Raw genomic sequence first — 24,844 nt, 5'->3', positions numbered from 1 at the left:
CACGGGGTCGGACGCCGAACCCTTCCCACCCTTTGGTGCTCCAAAACGTGCGCCCGCCCCAGCCGATCCGCAACCCCTCGTACCCACCCCGGCTCTGCGGTTGAGGCCGGTTTACGAGGAATGAGACGATCCTTCTGGGTCAAGTTGGCTCACATTCGATCCCAAATCCAGCCATGATCAACCCAATGGAGACGCCGACCTCGAGGCGGCGTGGCCGGCCGCCACTCGCTGTGAGCAGCCTGGAGCCGTACGTGTGCGGCGCCCACGGGGAGGGCCGGCGATCACGGCACGAGGCGTCGGGTGCGTGCTCTCGGCGTGCCCGGCGGTGCTTCCTGCCATCGGACGCCGGCGCACGGCGGCGCCCACCGGCGGGAGCGGATGCGGAGCGGCCTCCGGACCGCTCCCGCCCGGCGATCGGCGCCCCCGCTGCCGACGGCCCGCGTAGGTAAGAGAATGGACTATGAGCAACCTCCTGGGACCCTTCCGGCGTTGGCTGCTCCGCTCCACCGCGGGCTCTTCCCGTCCCCCTCGGAGTCCCCGCTCAGGACGCCGTCAGGAGCATCAGGCGGACGTGCAGCCCCCGACGGCGACGGCGCGGCCCCAGCGTTTGTCCTCCTTGCTGAGCGTGCGCAGCGTGGCAGGGGAGGTGTTCCTCCTCCAGCTGACCGTCGTGGTGCTTCTCGTCGCCGGCGCGGTGGCGGCCCTCGTGGTGCAGGCCCGCAGCAGCGCCATGCTCGACGCCCGGCACCGTACGCTCGCCGCCGCCGGAACCTTCGCGGAATCTCCGGGGATCGTCGCGGCCCTGCGCAGCGCCCACCCGAGCGCGGTGCTGCAGCCGAGCGCCGAGGCGGCCCGGAAGATCGCAGGGGTCGACGGCATCAACGTGTACACGCTCGACGGGGTCACCGTCGCGCACAGCAACCCCGAACAGATCGGGAAGCGGGTCGTCGGCCCCTTCGCCAAGGCGGCGGCCGGCACGTCCTTCACCGAGACGTTCGAAGGGTCCCTGGGGCAGTCGGTGGTTTCGGTGGTCCCGGTCAAGGACCCCGCCGGCCACGTCGTCGCCGTGGTCTCCTCCCCGGTCACGGTCCAGAACGTCCAGGGCATGGTGAACCGGCAGCTGCCGGTCGTCCTCGGGACCGCGGCCGCGGTACTCGCCCTGTCCGCGGGCGGGACGGCGCTGGTGAGCCGCCGGCTGCTGCGCCGGACACATGGCCTGGGACCGGCCGAGATGACGAGGATGTACGAGCACCACGACGCGGTGCTGCACGCGGTGCGGGAGGGCGTCCTGATCGTCGGCGGCGGCGGACGGCTGCTGCTCGCCAATGACGAGGCGCGGCGGCTGCTGGACCTGCCCGCGGACGCGGAGGGACGTCCCGTCACGAGCCTGGGTCTGGAGGAGGCGATCGCCGAGCCGATCGCATCGGGCCGTTCCGCGACCGACGAGGTGCACATGGCGGCCGACCGGCTGCTGGCGGTGAACATCCGGCCCACCGCCCCGTACGGGCAGGCGGGCACCGTCGTCACGCTGCGGGACACCACCGAGCTGCGGGCGCTCACCGGCAGGGCCGAGGTGGCCCGCGAGCGGCTGAAGCTGCTCTACGACGCGGGGGTGCGGGTCGGAACGACGCTGAAGGTGGAGCGCACCGCGGAGGAACTGGCGAAGGTGGCGGTCCCGCGGTTCGCCGACGTGGTCACGGTCGACCTGCTGGAGCCGGTGCTGTGCGGCGAGGAGCCGCCCGAAGCGAACACCGAGATGCGCCGCACCGCCGTCGTCGGCCTCCAGGGCGACCACCCGCTCTCCCCCGTCGGCGAACTGATCCGGTTCTCCCCCACCGGCCCCATGGCCGCCGGGCTGGCCGGCGCCCATGCGGTCCTGGAGGCGGACCTGCGGGCCAGCCACCGCTGGCGGTCACAGGACCAGGCCAACGCCCTGCAGATCCTGGACCGCGGCATCCACTCCCTGATCGTCGTGCCCCTGCGGGCCCGGGGCGTGGTGCTGGGCATGGCCGGCTACTGGCGGGGGCAGGACTCCCCGTCGTTCGACGAGGAGGACGTGTCCTTCGCCGAGGAGCTGACCGCCCGGGCGGCCCTGTCCGTCGACAACGCGCGCCGGTACACCCGCGAGCACTCCATGGCCGTCACCCTGCAGCGCAGCCTGCTGCCGCGGGGTGTACCGGAGCAGTCGGCCGTCGAGGTCGCGCACCGCTATCTGGCTGCCCAGGCCGGGGTGGGCGGCGACTGGTTCGACGTCATCCCGCTGCCCGGCACCCGGGTGGCCCTGGTCGTCGGCGACGTCGTCGGCCACGGCCTGCACGCCGCCGCCACCATGGGCCGTCTGCGCACGGCCGTGTACAACTTCTCCACGCTCGACCTGCCCCCGGACGAACTTCTGAGCCACCTGGACGAGCTGGTCGCCCACATCGACACCGACGAGCAGGAGTGGCAGGGGATCACCGGAGCCACCTGTCTGTGCGCCATCTACGATCCCGTGTCGGGGCGGGTGACCGCCGCCACCGCAGGGCATCCGGGCCCCGCTCTGGTCGGCCCCGACGGGACCGTGTCCTTCCCCGAGGTGCCGGCCTCCCCGCCGCTGGGCCTGGGCGCGGGCCTGCCCATCGAGACCTTCACGGTCACGCTGCCCGAAGGCTCACTGCTGGCACTCTTCACCGACGGGCTGATCGAGAGCCGCGACCGTGATCCGGACGCGGGCCTCGCAGCGCTGCGCGCCGCCCTGGCAGGGCCCGCCCGCACCCCCGAGGAAACCTGCACCGCTGTGATCGACGCGATGCTGCCCGCCAGGCCCAGCGACGACGTCGCGCTGCTGGTGGCCCGCACCCGCCGGCTGGATCCCGGGCGGATCGCCGAGTGGGACGTGCCCCCCGAGCCGGCGGCGGTGTCCCGGGTACGCAACGCCTGCGCCCGCCGGCTGGCGGACTGGGGCCTGGAGGACCTCTCCTTCACCACGGAACTCATCCTCAGTGAGCTCATCACCAACGCCATCCGCTACGGCACCGAGCCCATCCGGGTGAGGCTGCTGTACGACCGCAGCCTGGTCTGCGAGGTCTCCGACGGGTCCAGCACGTCCCCGCACCTGCGCCGGGCCGAGGCCACCGACGAGGGCGGCCGCGGCCTGTTCCTCGTCGCGCAGTTCGCCGAGCGCTGGGGCACCCGCTACACCGCCCGCGGCAAGATCATCTGGAGTGAACAGGCCCTCCACGACGGGGCCTCACCACCCCCGACGGATCTCGGGGAGGCGCTCTTGGCCGAGTGGGGCGACGAGGAGTTCTGAGAACGCGCCGGTACGGCAGCCGCAGGGAAGACGACGGACACCACCGTCTGGGACCACTCCGCCGAGGCCGTCGAACGTACTCTGGGCCTCGATCTGTACACGACCGCCCGTTATGGAGCCTTTGTGCCCACACCCCGTCTCCGGACAGCCTCCGTCGCCGTCTGCCTGGCCCTCGCGGTGGTGCCCCTCGGTGCCTGCGGAGACAGGCCCACCGCCGCTCCCAGAGCACCCGCGGCGGCCACCTCCGCGGCGGACGCCGGCGGCATGGCGGCACTGACCGCGGCGGCGAAGAAGGAGGGCGCGCTCAACGCGATCGCGCTCCCGAGGGACTGGGCCAACTACGGCGCGCTGATCGACGGCTTCGAGAGGAAGTACGGGATCAAGGTCAGGGTGGAGAACCCGGAGGGTTCCAGCCAGGACGAGATCACCGCCTTGAAAGAGCACAGGGGTGGAGGCCGCGCCCCCGACGTGGTCGACGTGGGGGGCCCGTTCGCCCAGTCCGCGGCCCGACAGGGCCTGTTCGCGCCCTACAAGGTCGCCGCGTACGACCAGATCCCCGACGAGCAGAAGGACCCGCAGGCCCGCTGGTACAACAACTACGGGGGCTACGTCTCGATCGGCTGTGACGCCAAGCGCGTCAAGACCTGCCCCGCGACTTTCGCCGACCTGCGCAAACCCGAGTACAAGGGCCAGGTCGCGCTCGACGGCGACCCCACCAGGTCCGGCTCCGCGTTCGCCGGAGTGTATGCGGCGGCCCTGGCGAACGGGGGCTCCTTCGACGACATCCAGCCCGGTATCGACTTCTTCGCCGAGCTCAGCAAGAGCGGGAACTTCATCCCGCTCCAGTCCACCCCGGACACGATCGCGAAGGGCCGGACCCCGATCAGCATCGACTGGGACTTCCTCAACCTCGGATACGCCGACGAGTTCCGCGAGAAGGGCGCGGACGTCGACTGGCGGACCGCCATCCCCTTCGACGGCAGCTTCGCCGAGTACTACGCGAACGCGGTGAACAAGGACGCCCCGCACCCGGCGGCGGCACGTCTGTGGCAGGAGTACGTCTTCAGCCCGGAGGGCCAGAACCTCCGGCTCGGCGCCTACGCGCGCCCCGTCCTCATGGAGGCGATGAAGAAGGACGGCACGCTCGACAAGGCCGCAGCGGAGAAACTGCCGACGGTCGAGGGCACCCCGACGTTTCCGACGGAGGCGCAGACGGAGAAGGCGAGAGAGACCGTCAACCGCAACTGGGCCAAGGCCGTCTCGCGCTGAGAACGGGGGCGATCCGCCGGACCTCCCGGCCCGACACGTTCCGCACGGATCAGCCCCGTGCGTCCCTCACCGGCCGGCGCCGCGACCGGCTGCCGGTGACGACCCTACGCGACCGGCGCGGCTCCGGCCCAGGTCGTGTCCCCCACCGGGTTCCTCCTCTCCCCCATGCGAGGCCGAATGATCGCCAACCTGATGCGGCGCGCCCGGGGCGCGCTCGCGGTCGCCGTCACCACCGGCGCCCTGCTCACGACAGCGGTACCCGCCCAGGCCGCCGCCGCGCCCGCCCTCACCGCCGCCGGCGCGATCCTCGTCGACGCCGCCACGGGCGCCACGCTCACCTCCAAGGCCCCTGACACCCCACGGCAGATGGCCAGTACGACCAAGATCATGACGGCGGTCGTGGTCGCGTCGCAGCCCGGTCTGAACCTGGACCGTAAGGTCACCGTCAAGCAGGCGTACCTCGACTACGTCCACCGGCAGGGGGCGAGCTCCGCGCAGCTCAGGGCAGGGGCCACCCCGACGGTGCGTCAGCTGCTGTACGCGATGATGCTGCCGTCGGGCTGCGACGCCGCGTACGCGCTCGCGGACGCCTTCGGCGCGGGCGCGACCACCGCCGGGCGGACGGCGGACTTCATCGCGAGGATGAACGCCAGGGCGAAGGCCCTGGGCATGACCAACACCGTCTACGACAGCTTCGACGGCATCTCGCCGACCGGCAGGAACCTCACCACCCCGCGCGACCTGGCCCGGCTCACCCGGCACGCCATGTCCGTCCCGCTGTTCCGGACCGTCGTGAAGAGCGCCGCCTACGCCACCGGCGGCACCTCCGCCCTCGCCACCTGGTCGAACAGCAACCTGCTGGTCCGGCCCCGGCCCGCCGGCTACGGCCATCCCGGCGCCGTCGGCATCAAGACCGGCACCGCCACGGCCGCAGGCAGGTGCCTCGTCTTCTCCGTGACCCGGAACGGAAAGTCCGTCATCGGCGTGCTGCTGAAGGACGAGGAGCGGTACAGGGACTCGATGGCCCTCTCGGACTGGGCCCTCGGCCCTGCCGCCGGCTCCAGGACCGCGCTCCGGCGCAGCAGCGCCGAACCGGTCCCCGACGTCCTCGACTGACCGCTCCGTGGGCCCGGCCGGGGCCGGCCCGAGTCCGCCGCCGGCCGAGGTCCCGGGCGGAGCCCCCGCCCCGGCCCGGCGGCCGCACCTCCCGGGCCGCGTCGGCCCCACCCCGGCGCCCGGCGGTCGGTCTACGGCGTACGGGTCGCCGTGCGGCCGTGGGCGGCGGCGGCCCGGGCGAAACGGGCGGCGTCGACGACGGCCGCGCCGCCCGTGTCGTTGTTGAAGTAGACGTAGACGTCGGCCCGGTCCGGCCAGCCGTCGGCGATGCGCCGGGCCCAGGAGTCCAGGGCCTGCCGGCCGTAGCGGGGCGGCGGGCTCGCGGCGCCGGCGTGGAGGCGTACGTATCCCCAGGACGCGGTCCGCCACAGCGGGCCCACCGGCCGTGACCACCGGTCGGCCCAGCACAGGGCGCTGCCGTGGCGTTCCAGGACGGACCGCAGTGCCGGTTCCTCCTCCCACCACGAGGGGTGGCGCGGTTCGACGGCCACCCGGACGCCGCGGGGGAAGCAGTCCAGGCAGGCGTCGAGCGAGGCGGGGTCCGCCCGGAGGTTCGGCGGCAGCTGGAGCAGTACGGGGCCCAGGCGGGGGCCGAGGCCCTCGGCGTGCTCCAGGAGCCGGCGGACCGGCTCCTCGGGGTCGTGCAGGCGCTTGACGTGGGTCAGGTAGCGGCTGGCCTTGACCGCCATCACGAAGTCCTCGGGGGTGCGCTCGCGCCAGGAGGCGAAGACCGAGGCCTCGGGGAGCCGGTAGAAGGTGTTGTTGTTCTCGACGGTGGCGAAGCGGCGGGCGTACTCTTCCAGCCAGAGCCGCTGCGGCAGGCCGTCCGGGTAGAGGGGGCCGCGCCAGTCCCGGTACTGCCATCCCGAGGTTCCGACGTGCAGGGGCATGCCCGGCTCCCCGGTGTCCTAGCCCCCGACCCGTACGAGGGCCAGGGTGATGTTGTCGGGCCCGCCGGCCTCGATGGCGGCCTTCCAGAGTTCGAAGGCGGCACGGCCGTCGTCGTGGACCCTGAGCACGGCGTCGATCTCCTCGTCGGGCAGCGGGTCGCTGAGTCCGTCGCTGCACACCAGGTAGCGGTCGCCTCCGGAGAGCCCGAAGGAGGACACGTGGGCTACGGGGGTCCCGGAGGCGCGGCTGCCGCCGAGGGTCTGGGTGACGGCGGAGGTCGTGCGCCGCCCGGGCTCCGGGGGCGGGCTGTCGTCCACGCTGACCCGGCGCAGGCCGTCGGGGCCGGCGGCGTAGACCCGGCTGTCGCCCACGTTGAACACGAGCAGTGACTCCCCGAGGACGAGGACGCCGGCGACGGTGGTGGCCATGGTGAACAGCTCCGGGCGGCCCTCGGCGGCCGCGTTCACCTCGTAGTCGCACACGTCCAGGGCGTCACGGAGCGTGTCCGGGCCCTTCAGGGTGGGGCCGAGGGTGGAGAGGCGGCGGGCGACGAGGGCGCTGGCGACCTCTCCCGCCGGCTGTCCGCCGAGTCCGTCTGCGACGGCGACCACCAGCGGGCGTCCGAGGGGGAACACGAAGGTCTGGGGGGTGTCGGTCACGGTGGCGCACAGGGTCCACGGTCCGACGACGAGGCTGTCCTCGTTGTCCTCGCGGACCAGGCCGGCATGGCTGAGCGCGGTCACCGCTATGTACGGCACCCCACCATTGTCGCGCGGCACGCGGTCTGCGGCACCATCGGGCCGGGGGGCCGCTCCGGCCGGAGCGGAACGGCGCGATCCATCGACTTTCGGCCAAGCCAACTGCCTTGGTCGGTCCGTATCATGACCTCCTGTCAATACCTGTGCACAGAGCGGCTAGGATCCCGGGCTGTTGTCCAAGATCTTCCGCAACCGATCGTTTGAGGGTTCTTGTGGTTCGAGAGGGATCGCCCGGCAGTCCAGGGCCCGCCTCACCCGTCGCATGGGCGCTGCCCGCCCTGGTGACCGCCGCGATATCCGCGGCGGCCGCCGCACTGGTACCCGGGTCCGCGCGCGCCTCCGTCGCCTGGATCGGCGCGGCCGCCTGCGTGGCCGTCGCGCTGTCCTGTGCCGAGGCCGCCCGGCGCGGCCGTGCTGTGGCCGCGATGCGGGCCGCCGTGGCGGCCCGTGAGGAGGCCCTGGCAGTCCAGCAGGCGGAGACCGTGTGGCTGGCCGAGGTGCTGCTGCCCGACATCGTGGGACGGCTGCGCAAGGGCGAGTTCCCCGAGGACGTCCTCACCTCCCTCGAGGACGACGACGTCCACCGGCCGGGGCTGACCCCCGAGTTCAGGGCGGCCCACCAGGCGGTGCTGCGGTCGGTGCTCGACGCCGTGGTCGCCGAGGAGGACCTGCGCGACTCCGCGCAGCGGGCCTTCGTGAACATCGCCCGCCGCGTCCAGGCCATCGTGCACCAACAGGCCCAGGAGATGCGGGAGATGGAAGACCGGCACGGGCAGGACCCGGCCGTCTTCGGCGACCTGCTGCGGCTCGACCACGGCACCGCGCTCATCGGCCGGCTCGCGGACTCCATCGCCGTGCTCGGCGGTGCGCGGCCCGGCCGCCAGTGGAGCAAGTCGGTGCCGCTGTACAGCGTGCTGCGCGGCGCCATGTCCCGGATCATCGACTACCAGCGCGTGGAGCTGCACTCGGTGACCCAGGTGGCCGTCGTCGGCCCCGCCGTCGAGCCGCTCATCCACGCGCTGGCGGAGCTGCTGGACAACGCCACCCGCTACTCGCCGCCGCAGACCAGGGTGCACCTGACCGCGGTCGAGGTGAACTCGGGCATCGCCATCGAGATCGAGGACGGCGGCCTGAGCATGAGCGAGGAGGCCCGCAACCGGGCCGAGCGGATGCTGCGCCAGGCGCAGGAGGGCATCGACCTCACCGACCTGGGCGAGACCCCGCGACTGGGCCTCGCCGTGGTCGGCCGGCTGGCGCAGGCGTACGGCTTCCAGGTCTCGCTGCGCTCCTCGGCGTACGGGGGCGTGCGCGCCGTCCTCGTGGTCCCGCAGGGGCTGATCACCACCGTCTCCGCGGCGACCGGCCTCGCGCACGGCATCGGCACCTCCTCGGGCCCGCGGGCCGCGGCCCTCCCGGCGAGGGCCGACGGGGCGTCCGGATCGCCGCGGCCGCGGCCGGCCACGGGGCCGCAGGTGCTCCCGGCGGACGACTACGACGAGGGGCCGGTCGTGACCGAACGGACGCCGAACGGCCTGCCGCAGCGCCGGCGCAGGACCCGTGTCACCGCGTCGGCGGGACCGGCCGCCGCAGAGCAGGCGAGGACCACCAGTACCGCCAGCACCACCGCCGCACCGGAGCAGGCCGAGGCCCAGCCCGGAATGTGGCTCGCCGCCTTCCAGAGCGGCCTGTCCGGGGACACCCGGCCCGCCGAGGACCACACGGCGGACTACCAGCACCACACGCACAGCTCGCCGGCCTCGGCGACCAAGGGGGAACAGCCGTGAGTCAGCAGCAGAGCAACATGGACTGGATGCTCAAGGACCTGGCCGAGAGCGTCCCGCAGACCCGGCACGTCATCGTGCTGTCCGCCGACGGCCTGCGGATGGCCCAGTACGGCGCGGAGACCGACACGGCCGACCGGCTCGCCGCCGCCTGCGCCGGCCTCCAGAGCCTGGCCGGGGCGGTCGCCTCCGAACTCCCCCACAGCAGCGGGCGGATGAGGCTGGTCGTGATCGAGATGGACGGCGGCTTCTTCTACCTGATGGCGGCCGGCGCCGGGGCCTACCTCGCGGTGCTGGCCGACGAGGGCGTCGACGCGGGGCTGATGGGCCAGCGCATGCGGGACCTCGTGGCGCGGATCGGAGAGCACCTCAGCAGCCCGCCGCGCAGCGACAGGCTGACCGCGTGAGCGACCCTGGCAACACAAGCTGGGAAGACGGCAGCCCGGAACGGCTCTATGTCATCACGGGCGGCCGCAGCGAACCGCTGGGCCCCTCCGGCCTCGACCTGGTGACGCTGATCGTCGCCACGTCGGGGCCCCGGCCCGGCATGCAGCCGGAACACTCGGCCATCGTGCGGTTGTGCCAGTCGCCGCTGTCGGTGGCCGAGATCTCGGCCTACCTGGGTCTGCCGGTGAGCGTGGTCACCGTGCTCCTCGACGACCTCCTCACCGCGAAACGGGTGCTCTCGCGCGCACCCGTCGCCCCCGCCCAACTCCCCGACCTGGCATTGATTGAGGCAGTCATCGATGGACTTCGAAAGCTCTGAGCATCCCGCGGGGCCGCGGCGCGAGGACATACTGCCGGCGACGGCCACGGCCGCGGTCAAGGTGGTGATCGTGGGCGGGTTCGGGGTCGGCAAGACGACCCTGGTCGGCTCGGTGAGCGAGATCCGGCCATTGACCACCGAGGAAACCATGACCCAGGCCGGGATCGGGGTCGACGACACGGCGGGCGTGGAGCGCAAGAAGTCGACGACCGTGGCCATGGACTTCGGCCGCATCAGCATCAACGAGGAGCTGGTGCTGTACCTCTTCGGGACGCCGGGCCAGCAGCGGTTCTGGTTCCTGTGGAACGGCCTGTTCGAGGGTGCCCTGGGTGCGGTGGTCCTCGTCGACACCCGCCGGCTGGAGGTCAGCTTCGACGTGATCGGCCGGCTGGAGGAGCGGGGCGTTCCGTTCGTCGTCGCCGTGAACACCTTCCCCGACGCTCCCGTGTACCCCCTCGACGAGCTGCGCGGCGCCCTCGACCTTCCGCAGTCCGTCCCCCTCGTCGCGTGCGACGCCAGGCACCGCGACTCCAGCCGCGACGTCCTGATGGCGCTGATGCACTACCTGCACTCCCTCGCCGCGACCCCGGAGGCCTCGTAGGTCCTCCTCCGGGCCGGCCCGGGACCGGCCCGCGCCCCGTTCGGAAGCGGGCCGGGGGCCGGGGCGGTCAGATCCCGGACGCCCAGGCTCCGATGGTGAACCGGCCGGCCTCCTCGCGGACTTCGAAGGCCCCGCTTCCGCCGAAGTGCGCGGGCACGACCAGCTCCCCGCGTTCCGCCGCGCGCCCCAGGGTGCGGCGGCGGGTGTCCGCCGCCTGCGCCGCGTCCATGCAGAAGCAGCTGTTGCAGGAGGGCCGCAGGACCTGCACCGGGCTGTGCAGCATGTCCCCGACGAAGACCGCCCGGTCGCTCCCGGACTCCAGCCTCAGCACCGAGGAGCCGGGGGTGTGGCCCGGGGCCGCCTCCAGGGTGAGCCGGTCGTCGATGCGGTGGGAGTCCTCCCAGAGGTCCACCTGCCCGGACCGGTGGGCGGGGGCGACGCTGTCCTCGTAGACGAGCCGGTCGATCTCCCGCGCGCCGCCGCCGTATCCGCCGCGCGGCCCGAAGTGGGCGTCGTCGGCGGCGGGGACGAGGTAGCGGGCGTTGGGGAAGGCCGGGACCCACTCGCCGTCGGCGTCCACGGTGTTCCAGCCGACATGGTCGGCGTGGAGGTGGGTGTTGACGACGACATCCACCTCCTCGGGGCGGACTCCGGCGGCGGCGAGGTCCGCCATGAAGTCGCCCTGCCGCTGGTGGAACAGCGGCGAGCCGGGCCGCTCGCGCCCGTTGCCCACCCCGGTGTCCACGAGGACGGTACGGCCGCCGCTGCGCAGCACCCAGGTCTGCAGGGCGAGCACGGCCTGGTCGGCGTCGGGCTGCCAGTGGTCCGGCGCCAGCCACTCCTCGTTCTCCTTCCACAGCTCGGCGCCGGACTGCGGGACCAGGTCCCGTGCGGCCGCGAAGGGGCCCCGCGCCTCGATGACGCGGGTGATCTCGACGTCCCCCAGGACGATGCTCTGCGTTTTCTCGTTGGTCATGTGCCTCACACTAGGCAGGCGGGGCGAGCCGCCCAATGCTCCTTCCGCTCAAGGGGATGCGCATCCCGCTCACCGGCCTTCGGTGTCGGCGGTACCCTGCGCGCATGGACGTGGTGAGCGACGCGATCTCCGCCGTGCGCCTGGGGCGCCCCTCCTCGGACCGGGTGCGGGTGGCCGGCAGCTGGTGCGTCCGGCTGGACCCGTACGAGGGCGCGGGGTTCCACGTCGTCCTCGCGGGCGACTGCTGGCTGCTGGCCGACGGCGGCGAGCCGGTCGTCCTCACCGCCGGCGACGCGGTGCTGCTGCCGCACGGGGCCGGCCACGTGCTGGCGGACGCGCCGGTCGACGCGGCTGCCGCGGCGCGGGCCCTTCCGCTGGAGCGGTACCGCGACGGGCGGGCGCCCCGCGCCCCGCTGCCCGGCCGCGGAGCGGTGGAGATGCTGTGCGGGAAGTACCGGCTCGACCGCCGCCGGGTGCACCCGCTGCTGGCCGAACTGCCCGGCGTGGTGCGCCTGCCGGGCGGAGCGCACAGCGAACTCCACGCGGCGATACAGCTGTTGAGCGGTGAACTGGACGCGCGGCGGCCGGGGTCCTCCATCGCCCTGCCGAGCCTGCTCGACCTGCTGCTCGTCTACATGGTCCGCGCCTCGGTGGCCGGGGCGGCGGCGGGGTCCTGGTCGGCCGCCCTGGGCGACCCGGTCACGGCCGCCGCCCTCCAGGCGATCCACGCGGACCCCGCGGCCCCCTGGAGCGTGGACCGCCTGGCCGCCGAGGCGGGCGTCTCCCGCCCGACCCTGGCGCGCCGGTTCACCCCGCTGGTCGGCCGTCCCCCGATGGCGTACCTGACGTGGTGGCGCCTGACCCTGGCCGCCACCCGGCTGCGCGACACGCCGGACTCCCTGGCCGCCATCGCGGCCCGAGTCGGCTACGGCAGCCCGTACGCCCTCTCCCACGCGTTCGTGCGGGAGTTCGGCACCACTCCGGGCCGCTACCGCGCCCTGGTCTCCACCACCCCGGGCTGAACCTGTTCAAACGAGCGGATACCGTGGCTCCCATGGATGTGCCCGGAGCGCGCAGGCCTCCCGGGCACCCGTCTGCCCGAGGAGTTCACATGGCAAGCCAGACCCGTACCGCACTGGTCGAGGGCCTGATGGAGCGCTTCCCCCACGTGCCGCGGGAGGCCGTGATCAAGGAGGACCTGCTGCGGGGCGGCATGGCCTTCGACGAGTCCGCGCTCAGCGGCGGCGGTGCCGACGGGCCGGGCGGCGGCGACGTCAAGCCGAAGTCGTACTTCATCTTCTCCTTCGACCACCGCACCCTGCCGGAGCTGGGTGCCGCCGCGCTCAACCGGCCGCCCGAGGAGATCGTGCTCACCGGCGGCCCGTACGGGCTGCGCCGCACGGTGGTGTCCGTACGGGTCAACCCGGACTCCCCGTACGTGGTGCGCGGCGGCGAGGACGGCACGCTCGGCCTGTACCTGGACGGCGTGCGGATCTCCGACGTCGGGCTCCCGCCGATGCCGGAGTACTACCGGCACAAGCTGTCGAACGGCAAGTCGGTGATGGAGGTCGCGCCGACCATCCAGTGGGGCTACCTGATCTACCTGACCGTCTTCCGGGTGTGCCAGTACTTCGGCGCCAAGGAGGAGTGCCAGTTCTGCGACATCAACCACAACTGGCGCCAGCACAAGGCGGCGGGCCGCCCCTACACCGGGGTGAAGCCGGTCGAGGAGGTGCTGGAGGCCCTGGAGATCATCGACCGGTACGACACGGCGGGCACCTCGCGCGCCTACACGCTCACCGGCGGGTCCATCACCTCGCAGGTCGGGGGCCGCGACGAGGCCGACTTCTACGGCCACTACGCACAGGCCATCGAGGAGCGCTTCCCCGGCCGCTGGATCGGCAAGGTCGTCGCCCAGGCCCTGCCGCGCGACGCGGTGCAGCGCTTCCACGACCACGGCGTCCGGATCTACCACCCCAACTTCGAGGTGTGGGACCGCCGGCTGTTCCAGCTCCACTGCCCGGGCAAGGAACGGTACGTGGGACGTGACGAGTGGCACCGCAGGATCCTCGACTCCACCGAGGTGTTCGGGCCCCGCCACGTGATCCCCAACTTCGTGGCGGGCATCGAAATGGCCGAGCCCTTCGGGTTCACGAAGGTCGGCGAGGCCATCGACTCGACCACCGAGGGACTGCGGTTCTTCATGTCGCACGGCGTCGTGCCGCGCTTCACGACCTGGTGCCCGGAGCCGACGACCCCGCTGGGCAAGGCCAACCCGCTGGGCGCCCCGCTGGAGTACCACATCCGGCTCCTCGAGGCCTACCGGGCGACGCTGGAGGAGTTCGGCCTGAGCTCCCCGCCCGGCTACGGGCCGGCCGGCCCCGGGCGCGCGGTGTTCTCCGTCAGCTCGTTCATGGACAGCCTGGAGGGGCTGGAGGAGCCCGGGGAGGACGCGCCCGCCGCCCGCTGACCCCACTTCCCTCCGCTCCTCCCCCCGCACCGCCCAGGGGCCCGGTCCGCACGGACCGGGCCCCTTCGCCATGCTCGGGGGCCGCCGGTCCCGCTTCCGGAACGCGGCAAGGTAGCAGCGTTTCGGCGGGCCGCGCGGATGTTTGTCCGATGGTGATGGTCCTTCCGCGACGGCGCCCCGGCGGGCACTAGCGTCCCGTGCCACCCCAGCCCACCGATCGAGGAGGCAGTGTGCTGTCATTGCGGCGGCGATCCACCGGCGGCCTGTCCGTGGCCACGAGATACACGATCGGGAGCGGCCTGGTCATCAGCGCGCTGGTGGTCACGCTGGTCGCGCTGCTGATCCCGGTGTCGAAGTTCGGCGACCGGGCGGCCGCGGCGCCGACGGGGTCGGCGGCCCTGCCCGCCGGGGTCGAGGACGACGGCGCCGGGACCATGAGCACGGCGTACGGGCCGCTGAGCGCCGTGGACCGGGACTTCGTCCGCAAGGTGCGGCTCGCCGGCCTGTGGGAGCTCCCCGCCGGACGGCAGGCCCAGCAGCGCGGGACCCGTCCCTCGGTGCGCACCGCCGGGCAGCACCTGGTGGAGGGCCACACCGAACTGGACCGCCAGGTGCTCCAGGTCGGCCAGGCCCTCGGGATGGACCTGCCCGGCCGGCCGTCCGCGCAGCAGCAGGCGTGGCTGGACCAGCTGGCCGCCGCCCAGGGGCCGGAGTACGAGCGGCTGTTCGTGCAGCTGCTGCGGCGGGCGCACGGCAAGGTGTTCGCCCTGCTGGCGCAGATACGGGCACAGACCCGCAACTCCATGGTGCGCGCCCTCGCGACCTCGGCCAACACCACCGTCCTGGACCACATCACGGTCCTGGAGGAGACCGGCCTCGTCGACTTCGACTCCCTCTCCGACGCGGGCCCGTCGCCCTCCTCCCCCGCTCCCGCCCGTCCCCAGGGGGCCTCGACCCCTCCGAATGTCCGACCGACGAACTGAAGTGAAGTGATCGCATGAGTCAGCAGGGCCACAGGCGCCCCCGGTTGTCGAAGAAGCTCCTGGCCGTGGTCAGCGCCCTGGTGCTGGGCGGCGGCGGGGTGGCGATCGTCGCCGGGAACGCCAACGCCGGCCAGGACGCCTCCCGTACCGGACAGGTGACGGCCACGATCGACTGCCCCGACGTCGGGGACAAGCTCACGAACGTCCCCGACCAGGCCAGGGCGGAGGTGGACGAGAACCTCGCGCAGCTGGACGTCCAGGTGGCCGACGCCTACCGCCAGCTCGCCGGAGGACAGGTCAAGGGCAAGACGCAGCAGGACGCCCTGCTGGGCCGGCTTCGCGACCAGCGCGGCACGACCATCTCCAGGGTGTCCGACGCGATAGGCCGCTCGGGCGGGCGCCCCGACGGGCTGGGGGCGCTGAGCGGGTGCTCGATGAAGGAGGCCCCGGCGCAGGACGACGCGGCCGCCGCGGAGCCCGCCGCCCTGTCCGGGGCCGCCCAGGACGGGGCCCGGAGCATCGGCCAGAAGGGCGGGCCGGCGAAGAGCGACTTCGTCGACATCACCAAGGTGCGGCCCAACGTGAAGGCCCCCGCGCAGTCGGCGGCCGCGTCGAAGGGCTCGTTCACCTCGGAGTGCGGGCGCAACGAGAACGGCCACTTCAACCCGGACAACGTGATCGTCGCCCCGGGCGTCTCCAACGGCGCGCACCACATGCACGACTACGTGGGCAACAAGACGACCAGCGCCTTCTCCACGAACAACAGCCTGGCCGCCTCCGGGACCACCTGCGCCAACGGCGACCAGTCCACCTACTACTGGCCGGTGCTGCGGCTGCGCGACGGGAAGGCGGAGCGCGACGCGAAGGCGCCGGGCGGCGGGCAGGACGCCAACGTGGGCACGATCCTGCGGCCCAAGCAGGTCGGCATCAGCTTCAAGGGCAGCCCGGTCGGCCAGGTCAAGGCGATGCCCCGGTTCCTGAGGATCATCACGGGCGACGCGAAGGCCTTCAGCAACGGGACCGCCAACGCCAACGCCTCCTGGAGCTGCACCGGTTTCGAGGACCGGCAGCTGAAGGACAAGTACCCGGTCTGCCCCAAGGGCAGCGACGTGGTGCGCACGTTCACCTTCCAGAGCTGCTGGGACGGCCGCAACACCGACAGCGCCAACCACCGTACGCACGTGGCTTTCCCGGACGCTTCCGGGCGCTGCAAGAAGGGCTTCACCGCCGTTCCGCAGCTGGTGGAGCGGGTGACCTACGGGATCGCGCCCGGGGCGCGGTTCGCGGTGGACAGCTTCCCGGAGCAGCTGCACAAGCCGGTGACCGACCACGGGGACTTCATCAACGTGATGTCGGACGGCCTGATGGCGCGGGCGGTGGGCTGCATCAACAGCGGGCGGTCCTGCCGCTGAACCCCGCCCCGCACGCGAACGGCCGGCCCGGAGCCCCTCGGCTCCGGGCCGGCCGTGTGCACGGGGCCGGCGGCCCCGGTCAGAGGCCGTTGACGCGGGCCATCCGGCCGACGACCAGGGGGGTGAAGTCGGCGGTGACCACGCGGGCGGCCCGGCGGGCCACCCGGGAGTGCTGGCGGCGCACCTGGGCCATCAGGCGGCGGCTGCGCAGGGCCATCTCCAGTTCGAAGCGGGTCCGGGGGTCGCGCAGCCCGGGCCCGAAGAGCTTCTCCAGCTGGCGCATCCGGTAACGGACGGTCTGCGGGTGCACGTTGAGGGCCTTGGCGGCCTCGGGTGCGCCGCCGCCCTCCAGCCAGGCGAGCAGGGTCACCTCCAGCCGTTCGCTCTGGCGCGGGGTCAGGTCGGCGAGCGGCCGCAGCCAGCGGGCGGCCAGGGCGTGGGCCAGGGGCTCGTCCTGGAGGAGCAGGAGGGTGGAGAGGTGGTCGTCCACGAAGACGGCCCGGGCGTCGACGCCGGCGCGGGCGGGGGTGAGGGTGAGCAGGCGCAGGGCCCAGCGCAGGGAGGAGGCGGTGTCCCGGAGGGGGACGGCGTGGCCGACGGCGGCCAGGCGGCCGCGCAGGGTGGGTTCCAGCGCCGCCCGGGCGTCCGGTTCCGCGCTCGGGAGCAGCAGGCAGGGGCGGCCGGCGAACATGCCGGCGAGGGCGTCGTCGAGGACGGCCGACAGTTGCTGGGCCTCGCCGGGGGTGGCGAGGGCGACGGCCCGTACGGCGGCGGGAAGGGCCCAGCCGGCGGCCCGGGCGAGGTCGTCGAGGGAGTCCTGGGAGGCGGCCCGGTCGTCGGTGAGGGCCTTGAAGAGCTCCTGGCGCACCCGGTCGGGCGCGGCGGGGGTCTCCTGCCGGGTCCCGTGGGTGTGCGCGTGGCCGTGGTGGGGGTGGCCGTGGGTGTGGCCGTGCGTGTGGCCGTCTCCGCGGGCCGCTCCGCGGGCGTCCTCGCGGGGGTCGTCGCGGCGGCCGTCGTGCCGGACGTCGTGTCCGGCGTCCGGTCCGGCCGCCTCCCCGACGCCGTCCCCGCAGCCGAGGCCGGCCGCGAGGACGTCCTTGTCCTCGCCCTCTTCGCGGTGGGCTTCGTCGCGGTAGCCGAGGGCGGTGAGGAGCGCCTCTTCCACCCGATGTCTGATCAGATCGTCGTCGATGGCGTCGTTACCGTCGACAAGTGCGGAAAATCCGGGAATTCCATGCAGGAGCTCCTCCACTATCTCCGCGGCCAGTGCGGGGAGTTCCCTGCGCACGGCACGCGTCCACTCTCCTCGTGGGCGGGACCAGATGCGGTTCAGAAGTTCGCACATCGTTTCCTCGTTCTTGCCGGGGTGAGGCCTGTCCGGTGGAGGAGCGACAAGCCCGCCAGGATGGTCTGCCTCGCCAACCACCCTGCCTGTCAAGAGAGTTGCAGCCCCCGCGCGCCCTTCTGGAGGGTTCCGGCCACTTTTGCTCCCCCCGGGTTTGCCTTGATTTTGCCCCCGGGGACGCATGGATGGCGCGCGACGCGGTGGCCTGTCACGACCTCCACTGGAGGGGAATCTTCCGGCGTTGTTCGATGCGCCGGAGACGCGGTGCGAGAAATTATCACGTTTAGATAAATCCTGTGGAGATGCTGCGTAGCTCCACGATGCTGCTGCACTCCGGCCCCGAGCCTCTTCGGCCGGCGCGGGAATTCCACAGCGCTGCCGGCCGTCACCACCACGACCCCGGGTGCCGAGCGCCAGGTGGACTGTGCTCGGAGCCCCGGTGCACAGGAGAACTGGATGCCCCTGCCCCAGCCTCACATACCCCGCTCCCACCGGTCGCGACGCAGGAGCCGCCACGCGGCGGCGGCCGCCCAGGCCGCGGGACGGCGGGCCGTCCGGCGGCCCCCGCTCCTGCCCGCCTCCGGCGGGCTGCGCCCCAGCGTGCTCTTCGCCGCCGGCGCCGCCGCCGTCTCGCTGCTTGTGACGGTCCGCGCCGGAGCCCTGTCCCACCTGTGGGAGTTCCTCGACTTCGGTGTGGGCGTGCTCTCGCTCGTCAGCCTCACCGCCACCGTCCTGTGGGGCCTGGCGGCCACCGACCGGGCGGTCCTCGGCTCAGGCCACCGGCTGCTGGCCCAGGGCGTGCACCGCGGCCTGGCCGTGGCCGGGCTGGGCTTCCTCGCCCTGCACGTCTGGGTCAAGGTCGCCCAGGGCCGCACCACCGCGGCGGGCGCGTTCCTGCCGTTCGCCGACGCGGACCGGCCCGTCCTGATCGGCCTCGGCACCCTGGCCGGATATCTCTTCGTCTCCGTCGCGGTCTCCGGCGCCGTGCGTAGTGTGTTCGCGGTCAAGAACCGCTCCGTGTGGTGGCGGGCGCTGCACATCGGCGCCTACCCGGCATGGGGGGCCTCGCTGGTGCACGGGCTGAAGGCCGGCCGCGCCGCGGACCCCTGGGTGACGGCCTCGTACGCCCTGTGCCTGGCCGGGGTCGCCGGCGTCATCGTGCTGCGCCTGCGCGCCCGGCGGCTCGGCGCTCCCCCGCGTCCGGCCGCCGCCCCGCGTCCGGCCGCTCCGCCGCGTCCGGCCGCCGCCCCGCGTCCGGCCGCTCCGCCGCGTCCGGCCGCCGCCCCGCGCACCTCCGCGCCGCAGTCCGCCCCCGAGCCGTCGGCAGGTCAATCCCCGCGCGAGCCGGCGTACTTCGTGCAGGACATGCCCCTCACCGAGGTCCCGGCCGTCCCCGGGCAGCGCTCCGCGGCCGGGCCGGGCGGCGCCCGGCCCGGAGTCCAGCCGTACGCGGCCGCCGCCTCGGCTCCGATGGACCCGGGCGGCGGGAGCGGCGGACCGCTCGGCGGGCGCCTCGCCGACTTCGAGGGGCGGCTGTGAGCGGCCCGGCGGAGCGGCCGGGCCTCGGCTGCGTGGGCGCGCCCCGGCTGCTGGCCGGGCTCGACCGGACGGGGTGGCTCGACCGCGACGCCCACCTGGCGTCCCACGGCCCGCTGCCCCGCTTCCACCCCGACGAACTCGTCGACCTGGCCGCGGACATCGACCTGCGGGGGCGGGGCGGCGCGGGGTTCCCCTTCGCGCGCAAGCTGCAGGCCGTGACGCGGTCGGCCCGGGAGAAGGAGTCCGCCACCGCTGTCGTGGTCAACGGCAGCGAGGGCGAGCCGAGTTGTCTCAAGGACACGGCGCTGCTGCTGCACGCGCCGCACCTGGTGCTGGACGGCGCCCTGCTGGCCGCGTCCGCCGTGTCCGCCGAGGAGGTGGTGGTGGCCGTCACCCGGGCGGACGTGGAGCAGTCGGTGCGGGACGCCGTCGACGAACGGGGCCCTGGCGGACGGCGCGTGCGCGTGGCCCGGCTCCCCGAGCGGTTCGTGACGGGCGAGGGCACCGCCCTCGTCAGCGGCCTGAACGGCGGGCCGGCGCTGCCGTCCGGGCAGCGGGTGCGCACCAGCGAGCGGGGCCTGGGCGGGATGCCGACCCTGCTGTCGAACACCGAGACCTACGCCCAGCTCGCCGTCGCCGCCCGGCTGGGCGCCGCGGGCTACCGCTCGGTGGGCCTGCCTTCGGAGCCGGGGACGGTACTGCTCACCGTCGCCGGCTCCACGGTCGTCGAGACCCCGTCCGGCACCTCGTTGGCCTACGTCCTGGACCTGTGCGGGAGCGGCGTGGGCCAGGGGGTGCTGGTCGGCGGATACCACGGCCGCTGGCTGGAGCCGGGGGCGGCCCGCTCCGCGGGCCTGTCCCGGCAGTCCCTGGCCGCCTTCGGCGCGGTGCTGGGTGCCGGGGCGGTGCTGCCACTGCCCGAGGAGACCTGCCCGGCCGGGGAGGTGGCGGCGGTGACGCGCTGGATGGCCAACGAGTCGGCCGGGCAGTGCGGGCCGTGCGTACGCGGGCTGCCCGGGCTGGCCGACGTACTGGACGACGCCGTCCGGGGCGGCGGCCGGGCCGCGCTGGAGGCCGTGGAGGCCCGGATGAGAGCGGTGCGGCGCCGCGGCGCGTGCAGCCATCCGGACGGCACCTCGCACTTCGTGGCCTCGGCGCTCGCCTCCTTCCCCGAGGAGTTCCGCGACCACGCCCTCGGCAGCGGCTGCGGCCGGCCGGTGACCGGGGCGCTGCCCCTGCCCCGGGAGGAGGCCGCCGGGGGCGAGGAGCGGCTCGTCGTGGACTGGACGCTGTGCAAGGGGCACGGGCTGTGCGTGGACGTCCTCCCCGACGTCGTACGGCTCGACGCGGACGGCTACCCGGCCCAGGCCTCCATGCCGGTCCCCGCGCGGCTGCGGCCCAAGGCGCTGCGCGCGGTGCGGCGCTGTCCGGCGCTCGCGCTGCGCTTCCGGGAATGAGGGGCGCACGGGCGCGGCGGGGGCCCGAGTTCATTCCTGTCGCGATCTGACAAATTCCCGGGGAATTCGACTCCGACCGGCCCGGGCCCCGTATCAATGTCGAAGGCAGTGAGCCCACGGGATCGAACCAGAACCTCAAGGAGAGATCGTGAAGACAATGCGCCGTGAAATGATCGCCGGGTCGGCGGCGGTCGCGGTACTGCTGTTGACGGCCGGGTGCGGTGCCGACGGGAATTCCACTGCGAAGGGGAATGCTGTGAAGCCCGTGAGCGACAGCAAACAGCTCGACCTGTACGGGTCGGGATACGGATCGGGGTCGGGTGACGGCGGCGGGGCCGCCGACGCCCCGGCGGGCGGGGGCGCGAAGAGCGGCCCGGCCGGGCAGTTGAAGGTGCAGGAGACGGCCGGCCTCGGCTCCGGGGTCACCGACGGCGAGGGCTTCACCCTCTACCGCTTCGACAAGGACACGGCCAAGCCCCCGAAGTCCAACTGCGACGGCGACTGCGCCAGGGCCTGGCCGGTCGTCCTCGCGGACGACGCGCAGGCCGGGGCGGGTGTCGACGCCTCGATGCTGGGCTCGGTCACCCGGGCCGACGGCACCCGGCAGCTGACGCTCGGGGGCTGGCCGGTGTACCGCTACGCGAAAGACGCCAAGGCGGGCGACGCGCTCGGCGAGGGCGTCGGCGGCACCTGGCACGTCCTGGGACCCGACGGCAGGCCGGCCGCGGCCGGCAAGGGCGCGGGCTCCGGCTCGGGTTCGGGTTCCGGGATGAACGGGATGAACATGGGCTCGGGAATGGGCTCCGGAGCGGGAACGAACCTGGGGGCCGGGGCGAATACCTCGGCGGACGGGAAGAAGGTCTCGCTCTCGGTCCGGCAGAACGCACAGCTGGGCGGAATTCTGCAGAACGCGGAGGGCTGGACGCTCTACCGTTTCGACAAGGACAGCGCCTGGCCGATGAAATTCGGCTGCCTCGACGCCTGCCTGGACACCTGGAAACCCGCCAAACCGGTGAACAAGTCGGAGGTCTCCGGAATTCCCGCCGAACTGGTCGGAACGGTGAAACGCCCGGACGGTTCGGAGCAGCTGACGATCGACTGCTGGCCCGTCTACACGTTCACCGGTGACAAGCAGGCGGGCGACGTCAACGGGCAGGGCAAGCAGGGCCTCTGGTTTGCCGTCACCGACAAGGGCAAGAAGGCGAAGGCCGCCGGCTAGGCCGCCGGGCGGGCCCCCGACGCACGCCACCCCCGATCCCGTGGTGCCCGGCACCCCCTCCCCCGCCGGGCACCACGGTCCCCTCCCCCTCGACCCTCCCGTGAGGTTGCCGATGTTCCCGTCCGACCGCCGGATCCGCCGGGCGCTCGCCCTGGGCGCCGTCCTGTGCGCCGTGTCGGCGGCCGGTGCCTGCGCCGGCGCGCCCGCCCACCCGGGGGCCGCGCACGCGGAGCACGCCGCCCACGCCTCGACCGCCGCCCCCGCCGCCCCCGCCGCCCCCGCGACGGTCGAGCAGATCGCCACCGCCCTGGGCTGCACCGCCGAACTCGGCACCCAGGCCGAGGAACTGCGCCAGGGCGCCTGCGAGACCGCCCAGGGCACCTACCGCATGACCACCTTCCGCGCCGAGGAGGGCCTGCACTCGTGGCTGGCCGAGGCCGAGCCGTACGGCGGCGTCTACCTGGTCGGGGACCGCTGGGTGGTCACCGCGCAGTCGGCGGACGCCCTGGCCGGCCTGCGCGGGCGCCTCGGCGGCAGCGTCGAGACCGGCGCGGAGCACACCGGGCACTGAGCGCGCGTCCGGGCGGGGCCCCGCAAACCCCCGCAGCGCGTAGGCCAGTTGTCCGGAAATCCCCTCATTCGTGAGGAGGACGAGAGCCACCGCGAGGGATGATTCGCTCCGCCCCGCCGTGCTCCAAGGTGTCAGGGAACCGTCGTCCGCCGAAAGGAACGACCCTCCCGTGCCGCGCATGAAACGCCTCGCACCCCTGCTCGCCACCGCCGGTCTGCTCGCCGGCTCCCTGCCCTTCCTGACCGCCGCCCCGGCCGCCGCCGACCCCGCCGTCCAGGAGTACCGGCCGGCGAAACCCGCCTGGCACCGGTGCAGTGCCGAGCAGCCGGCCTCGTACGAGTGCGCGACCCTCACGGTGCCGCTCGACTACCGGCAGCCCCGGGGACGCACCCTCGACCTCGCGATATCCCGGGTCAAGAGCCCGGACCCGGCCAAGCGGCACGGCGTCCTGCTGATGAACCCCGGTGGCCCGGGCGGCCCGGGCCTCGACCTGCCGCTGACGGCGGGCGCGGCCCTGCCCCCGGAGGTCCGGGAGCAGTACGACCTGATCGGCTTCGACCCGCGCGGGGTCGGTGCCAGCAGCCCGGTCGGCTGCGGACTGACCGACGCGGAGAAGGAGTTCCAGCGCGCCTACCGGCCCGAGGCCTTCCCCTCCGACGTGGCCTGGGCGCGCACGGTCGCGGACAAGTGCCGGGAGAAGGCCGGCGCGGTGCTCCCGTACATCACCACCCGCAACACCGCCCGCGACATGGACGCGATCCGCTCGGTCCTGGGCGAGCGGAGGATCTCGTACCTGGGCTACTCCTACGGGACCTACCTCGGCGCCGTGTACACCCAGATGTTCCCGTCCCGGACCGACCGGTTCGTGCTGGACAGCGCGGTGGACCCGCAGCGGATCTGGCGGGGGATGCTCCAGGTGTGGGCCTCGGAGGCCGAGCCCGCGTTCGCCCGCTGGACGCGGTGGACGGCGGAGCGCGACGCCGAGTACCACCTCGGAGCCACCCCGGAGGCGGTGTCGGCCACCTTCTGGGGGCTGGTGGCGCGGGCGGACCGCGACCCGGTCGAGTTCCAGGGCCAGAAGATCACGGGTGACGACATCCGCCGGGGGCGGCCGCTGTTCTTCTCCCCGGCCCAGGCGGCCCCGGCCCTCAGCGCGCTCAAGGCCGCGGCCGACGGCACCCCGCCGCCGCAGGGCCTCGCCGTGCCCGACGTGCGCGCCGCCCTGCGCGGCTCCGCCGAGCCCCCTTCGGACAACGCCACCGCCGTGTTCTGGTCGGTGGTGTGCGGGGACACCGACGCCTGGCCGCGCGATCCCGAGCAGTACCGGCGCGACGCGGAGCGGGACAAGGCCCGGTACCCGCTTTACGGGGACATGGCCTCCAACATCAAGCCGTGCGCCTTCTGGCAGCGGCCGGCCGAGGCGGCCACGCCGATGCGGACCCGGGCGGACGCGCTGACCGTGCAGAACGAGTGGGACTCGCAGACCCCGCTGGTCAGCGGGCTGGGCCTGCACTCCGTCCTGCGGGGTTCGCGGATGGTCCTCGCCCGGGGCGGGGAGGGGCACACGGTGTACCTGAGCGAGCCCGGCTCCTGTGTGAACGCCCCCGTCACCTCCTACCTGGCCACCGGCCGGCTGCCCGCGCGGGACGTGGCCTGCACGACCGTGCCGGCGCCGGACCGGCGGCGCGAAGCCCGGCCGGGCGGGGAGCCGCTGCCGTTGCCGGCCGGACCGCAGCGGTTCTGACCCCGGCTCCGGCTCCGGCCCCCGCCCCGCGCGGAGTTCCGCTCAGCGGAACGCGCGTGGAGCGGGGGCCGTCCGGCGCGGCATCGTGGTGAACGCGCCGGGGGGACCGGCGCTCCGGGCCGCCACGGCGGCCCGCAGGACGGAACCGACACCGGGGGACTCCACCATGAGCCGCATCACCGCCCGCTTCGCCGCCGCCTCCCTCATCGCCCTGGGCAGCCTCGCGGGCTTCGCGGGGACCGCGCAGGCCGAGCCGATCGACTACGTGAAGATCGAGCTGCTCGAACTGACCTGCCACCAGCAGAGCGAGGGCGACCACGACGAGGCGTACCTGAACATCACCGACGCCAACGGCAACCAGGTCAAGGTCTGGCCGGGCAACAACGTCAAGTACCAGACGATGGGCACCGGCTACGTGCGCTCGCTGGCGGACGGCAACGGCAACAGCGCCCTGATCCTCGGCAAGCAGCAGGCCCGCACCCTGACCCTGTGGGACTACGACACGACCAGCGCGGACGACAAGCTGGGCGCGACCCTGGTCACCGGCAGCGAGTTCAACGGCGAGGTGCAGTACCGCTCGCTGGAGGGCTCCGGCGGGGTGTACACGATCGCCTACCGCGTGATCGACATCTGATACCGGCCGCCGGGGGCGTC

General features: G+C 73.7%; 21 protein-coding genes. 17 read left to right on the top strand and 4 right to left on the bottom strand.

Annotation, left to right across the window (positions count from 1 at the left end):
* Positions 1-625: 625 nt before the first annotated feature.
* From ACFY15_RS15160 to ACFY15_RS15150, 3 genes are all read left to right on the top strand, one after another.
* Entirely contained in the window at positions 626-3,292 is a 2,667-nt protein-coding gene (locus tag ACFY15_RS15160) for a SpoIIE family protein phosphatase (protein ID WP_390825581.1), read from the top strand.
* 123 nt (positions 3,293-3,415) lie between these two features.
* Complete coding sequence (locus ACFY15_RS15155; RefSeq protein ID WP_390686919.1) at positions 3,416-4,561, top strand: ABC transporter substrate-binding protein; 1,146 nt, start codon at positions 3,416-3,418, stop codon at positions 4,559-4,561.
* A gap of 177 nt (positions 4,562-4,738) precedes the next feature.
* Entirely contained in the window at positions 4,739-5,677 is a 939-nt protein-coding gene (locus ACFY15_RS15150) for a D-alanyl-D-alanine carboxypeptidase family protein (RefSeq protein ID WP_390825580.1), read from the top strand.
* 131 nt (positions 5,678-5,808) lie between these two features.
* On the opposite strand, the gene ACFY15_RS15145 is transcribed toward ACFY15_RS15150, so the two are convergent.
* Together ACFY15_RS15145 and ACFY15_RS15140 are read right to left on the bottom strand one after the other, a co-directional pair.
* Entirely contained in the window at positions 5,809-6,567 is a 759-nt protein-coding gene (locus ACFY15_RS15145) for a DUF72 domain-containing protein (protein ID WP_390686917.1), read from the bottom strand.
* 18 nt (positions 6,568-6,585) lie between these two features.
* Positions 6,586-7,326 carry a PP2C family protein-serine/threonine phosphatase gene (locus ACFY15_RS15140; RefSeq protein WP_390686916.1) on the bottom strand — a complete coding sequence of 247 codons (741 nt, stop codon included), beginning with the start codon at positions 7,324-7,326 and terminating at the stop codon, positions 6,586-6,588.
* 212 nt (positions 7,327-7,538) lie between these two features.
* Here ACFY15_RS15140 and ACFY15_RS15135 point away from each other — a divergent pair, with 212 nt between their 5' ends.
* Genes ACFY15_RS15135 through ACFY15_RS15120 form a run of 4 tightly spaced genes read left to right on the top strand, consistent with a single transcriptional unit; the run spans position 7,539 to position 10,474 of the window.
* Positions 7,539-9,110: a sensor histidine kinase gene (locus ACFY15_RS15135; RefSeq protein ID WP_390825579.1), complete on the top strand. Its 1,572-nt coding sequence runs from the start codon at positions 7,539-7,541 to the stop codon at positions 9,108-9,110.
* Between the two features lie 17 nt (positions 9,111-9,127).
* Positions 9,128-9,514, top strand: coding sequence for a roadblock/LC7 domain-containing protein (locus ACFY15_RS15130; RefSeq protein ID WP_390687058.1), 387 nt, complete (start codon positions 9,128-9,130; stop codon positions 9,512-9,514).
* Positions 9,511-9,873, top strand: coding sequence for a DUF742 domain-containing protein (locus tag ACFY15_RS15125; protein WP_042814753.1), 363 nt, complete (start codon positions 9,511-9,513; stop codon positions 9,871-9,873). Before ACFY15_RS15130 ends, ACFY15_RS15125 begins: the two co-directional genes overlap by 4 nt.
* On the top strand, positions 9,854-10,474 hold the full coding sequence (locus tag ACFY15_RS15120) for an ATP/GTP-binding protein (RefSeq protein ID WP_390686914.1): 621 nt from the start codon (positions 9,854-9,856) through the stop codon (positions 10,472-10,474). Before ACFY15_RS15125 ends, ACFY15_RS15120 begins: the two co-directional genes overlap by 20 nt.
* A gap of 67 nt (positions 10,475-10,541) precedes the next feature.
* Here ACFY15_RS15120 and ACFY15_RS15115 read toward each other — a convergent pair whose 3' ends face one another.
* Complete coding sequence (locus tag ACFY15_RS15115) at positions 10,542-11,450, bottom strand: MBL fold metallo-hydrolase (protein WP_390686913.1); 909 nt, start codon at positions 11,448-11,450, stop codon at positions 10,542-10,544.
* A 104-nt stretch (positions 11,451-11,554) separates the two neighbouring features.
* Between ACFY15_RS15115 and ACFY15_RS15110 the strand changes: the two genes are divergently transcribed.
* From ACFY15_RS15110 to ACFY15_RS15095, 4 genes are all read left to right on the top strand, one after another.
* Positions 11,555-12,472, top strand: coding sequence for an AraC family transcriptional regulator (locus tag ACFY15_RS15110; RefSeq protein ID WP_390686912.1), 918 nt, complete (start codon positions 11,555-11,557; stop codon positions 12,470-12,472).
* 89 nt (positions 12,473-12,561) lie between these two features.
* Positions 12,562-13,920: a radical SAM protein gene (locus ACFY15_RS15105; protein WP_390686911.1), complete on the top strand. Its 1,359-nt coding sequence runs from the start codon at positions 12,562-12,564 to the stop codon at positions 13,918-13,920.
* Positions 13,921-14,189: 269 nt separating this feature from the next.
* Positions 14,190-14,903: a DUF4142 domain-containing protein gene (locus ACFY15_RS15100; protein WP_390686910.1), complete on the top strand. Its 714-nt coding sequence runs from the start codon at positions 14,190-14,192 to the stop codon at positions 14,901-14,903.
* 14 nt (positions 14,904-14,917) lie between these two features.
* A complete protein-coding gene (locus ACFY15_RS15095) occupies positions 14,918-16,315 on the top strand; it encodes a DUF1996 domain-containing protein (protein WP_390686909.1) in 1,398 nt (465 codons plus the stop codon).
* 79 nt (positions 16,316-16,394) lie between these two features.
* Here ACFY15_RS15095 and ACFY15_RS15090 read toward each other — a convergent pair whose 3' ends face one another.
* Positions 16,395-17,603, bottom strand: a complete 1,209-nt coding sequence (locus ACFY15_RS15090; protein WP_390686908.1) for a PucR family transcriptional regulator — start codon at positions 17,601-17,603, stop codon at positions 16,395-16,397.
* A gap of 513 nt (positions 17,604-18,116) precedes the next feature.
* Between ACFY15_RS15090 and ACFY15_RS15085 the strand changes: the two genes are divergently transcribed.
* From ACFY15_RS15085 to ACFY15_RS15060, 6 genes are all read left to right on the top strand, one after another.
* Positions 18,117-19,199 (top strand): hypothetical protein, encoded by a 1,083-nt coding sequence (locus ACFY15_RS15085; RefSeq protein ID WP_390686907.1) that lies wholly within the window; start codon positions 18,117-18,119, stop codon positions 19,197-19,199.
* Complete coding sequence (locus ACFY15_RS15080; RefSeq protein WP_390686906.1) at positions 19,196-20,656, top strand: NADH-ubiquinone oxidoreductase-F iron-sulfur binding region domain-containing protein; 1,461 nt, start codon at positions 19,196-19,198, stop codon at positions 20,654-20,656. Before ACFY15_RS15085 ends, ACFY15_RS15080 begins: the two co-directional genes overlap by 4 nt.
* Before the next feature lie 148 nt (positions 20,657-20,804).
* Positions 20,805-21,875 (top strand): SCO0930 family lipoprotein, encoded by a 1,071-nt coding sequence (locus ACFY15_RS15075; protein WP_390686905.1) that lies wholly within the window; start codon positions 20,805-20,807, stop codon positions 21,873-21,875.
* Positions 21,876-21,987: 112 nt separating this feature from the next.
* A complete protein-coding gene (locus tag ACFY15_RS15070) occupies positions 21,988-22,446 on the top strand; it encodes a hypothetical protein (protein WP_390686904.1) in 459 nt (152 codons plus the stop codon).
* Between the two features lie 178 nt (positions 22,447-22,624).
* The gene (locus ACFY15_RS15065; protein WP_390687057.1) at positions 22,625-24,190 is read left to right on the top strand and encodes an alpha/beta hydrolase; all 1,566 of its coding nucleotides are present in this window, start codon (positions 22,625-22,627) and stop codon (positions 24,188-24,190) included.
* A 166-nt stretch (positions 24,191-24,356) separates the two neighbouring features.
* A complete protein-coding gene (locus tag ACFY15_RS15060) occupies positions 24,357-24,824 on the top strand; it encodes a hypothetical protein (protein ID WP_390686903.1) in 468 nt (155 codons plus the stop codon).
* Positions 24,825-24,844 lie beyond the last annotated feature (20 nt).

The sequence above is a fragment of the Streptomyces sp. NPDC001373 genome (genome assembly GCF_042895815.1).
Lineage (GTDB): Bacteria > Actinomycetota > Actinomycetes > Streptomycetales > Streptomycetaceae > Streptomyces.
The sequence above is the reverse complement of the archived record's forward strand: the minus strand, read 5'-3'. Positions and strand labels throughout refer to the sequence as shown.

Coding starts and splice junctions, on each gene's coding strand:
- ACFY15_RS15130 (WP_390687058.1), top strand. CDS start 9,128: ATGGACTGGATGCTCAAGGACCTGGCCGAGAGCGTCCCGCAGACCCGG.
- ACFY15_RS15065 (WP_390687057.1), top strand. CDS start 22,625: ATGAAACGCCTCGCACCCCTGCTCGCCACCGCCGGTCTGCTCGCCGGC.
- ACFY15_RS15110 (WP_390686912.1), top strand. CDS start 11,555: ATGGACGTGGTGAGCGACGCGATCTCCGCCGTGCGCCTGGGGCGCCCC.
- ACFY15_RS15070 (WP_390686904.1), top strand. CDS start 21,988: ATGTTCCCGTCCGACCGCCGGATCCGCCGGGCGCTCGCCCTGGGCGCC.
- ACFY15_RS15145 (WP_390686917.1), bottom strand. CDS start 6,567: ATGCCCCTGCACGTCGGAACCTCGGGATGGCAGTACCGGGACTGGCGC.
- ACFY15_RS15120 (WP_390686914.1), top strand. CDS start 9,854: ATGGACTTCGAAAGCTCTGAGCATCCCGCGGGGCCGCGGCGCGAGGAC.
- ACFY15_RS15085 (WP_390686907.1), top strand. CDS start 18,117: ATGCCCCTGCCCCAGCCTCACATACCCCGCTCCCACCGGTCGCGACGC.
- ACFY15_RS15105 (WP_390686911.1), top strand. CDS start 12,562: ATGGCAAGCCAGACCCGTACCGCACTGGTCGAGGGCCTGATGGAGCGC.
- ACFY15_RS15150 (WP_390825580.1), top strand. CDS start 4,739: ATGATCGCCAACCTGATGCGGCGCGCCCGGGGCGCGCTCGCGGTCGCC.
- ACFY15_RS15115 (WP_390686913.1), bottom strand. CDS start 11,450: ATGACCAACGAGAAAACGCAGAGCATCGTCCTGGGGGACGTCGAGATC.
- ACFY15_RS15060 (WP_390686903.1), top strand. CDS start 24,357: ATGAGCCGCATCACCGCCCGCTTCGCCGCCGCCTCCCTCATCGCCCTG.
- ACFY15_RS15095 (WP_390686909.1), top strand. CDS start 14,918: ATGAGTCAGCAGGGCCACAGGCGCCCCCGGTTGTCGAAGAAGCTCCTG.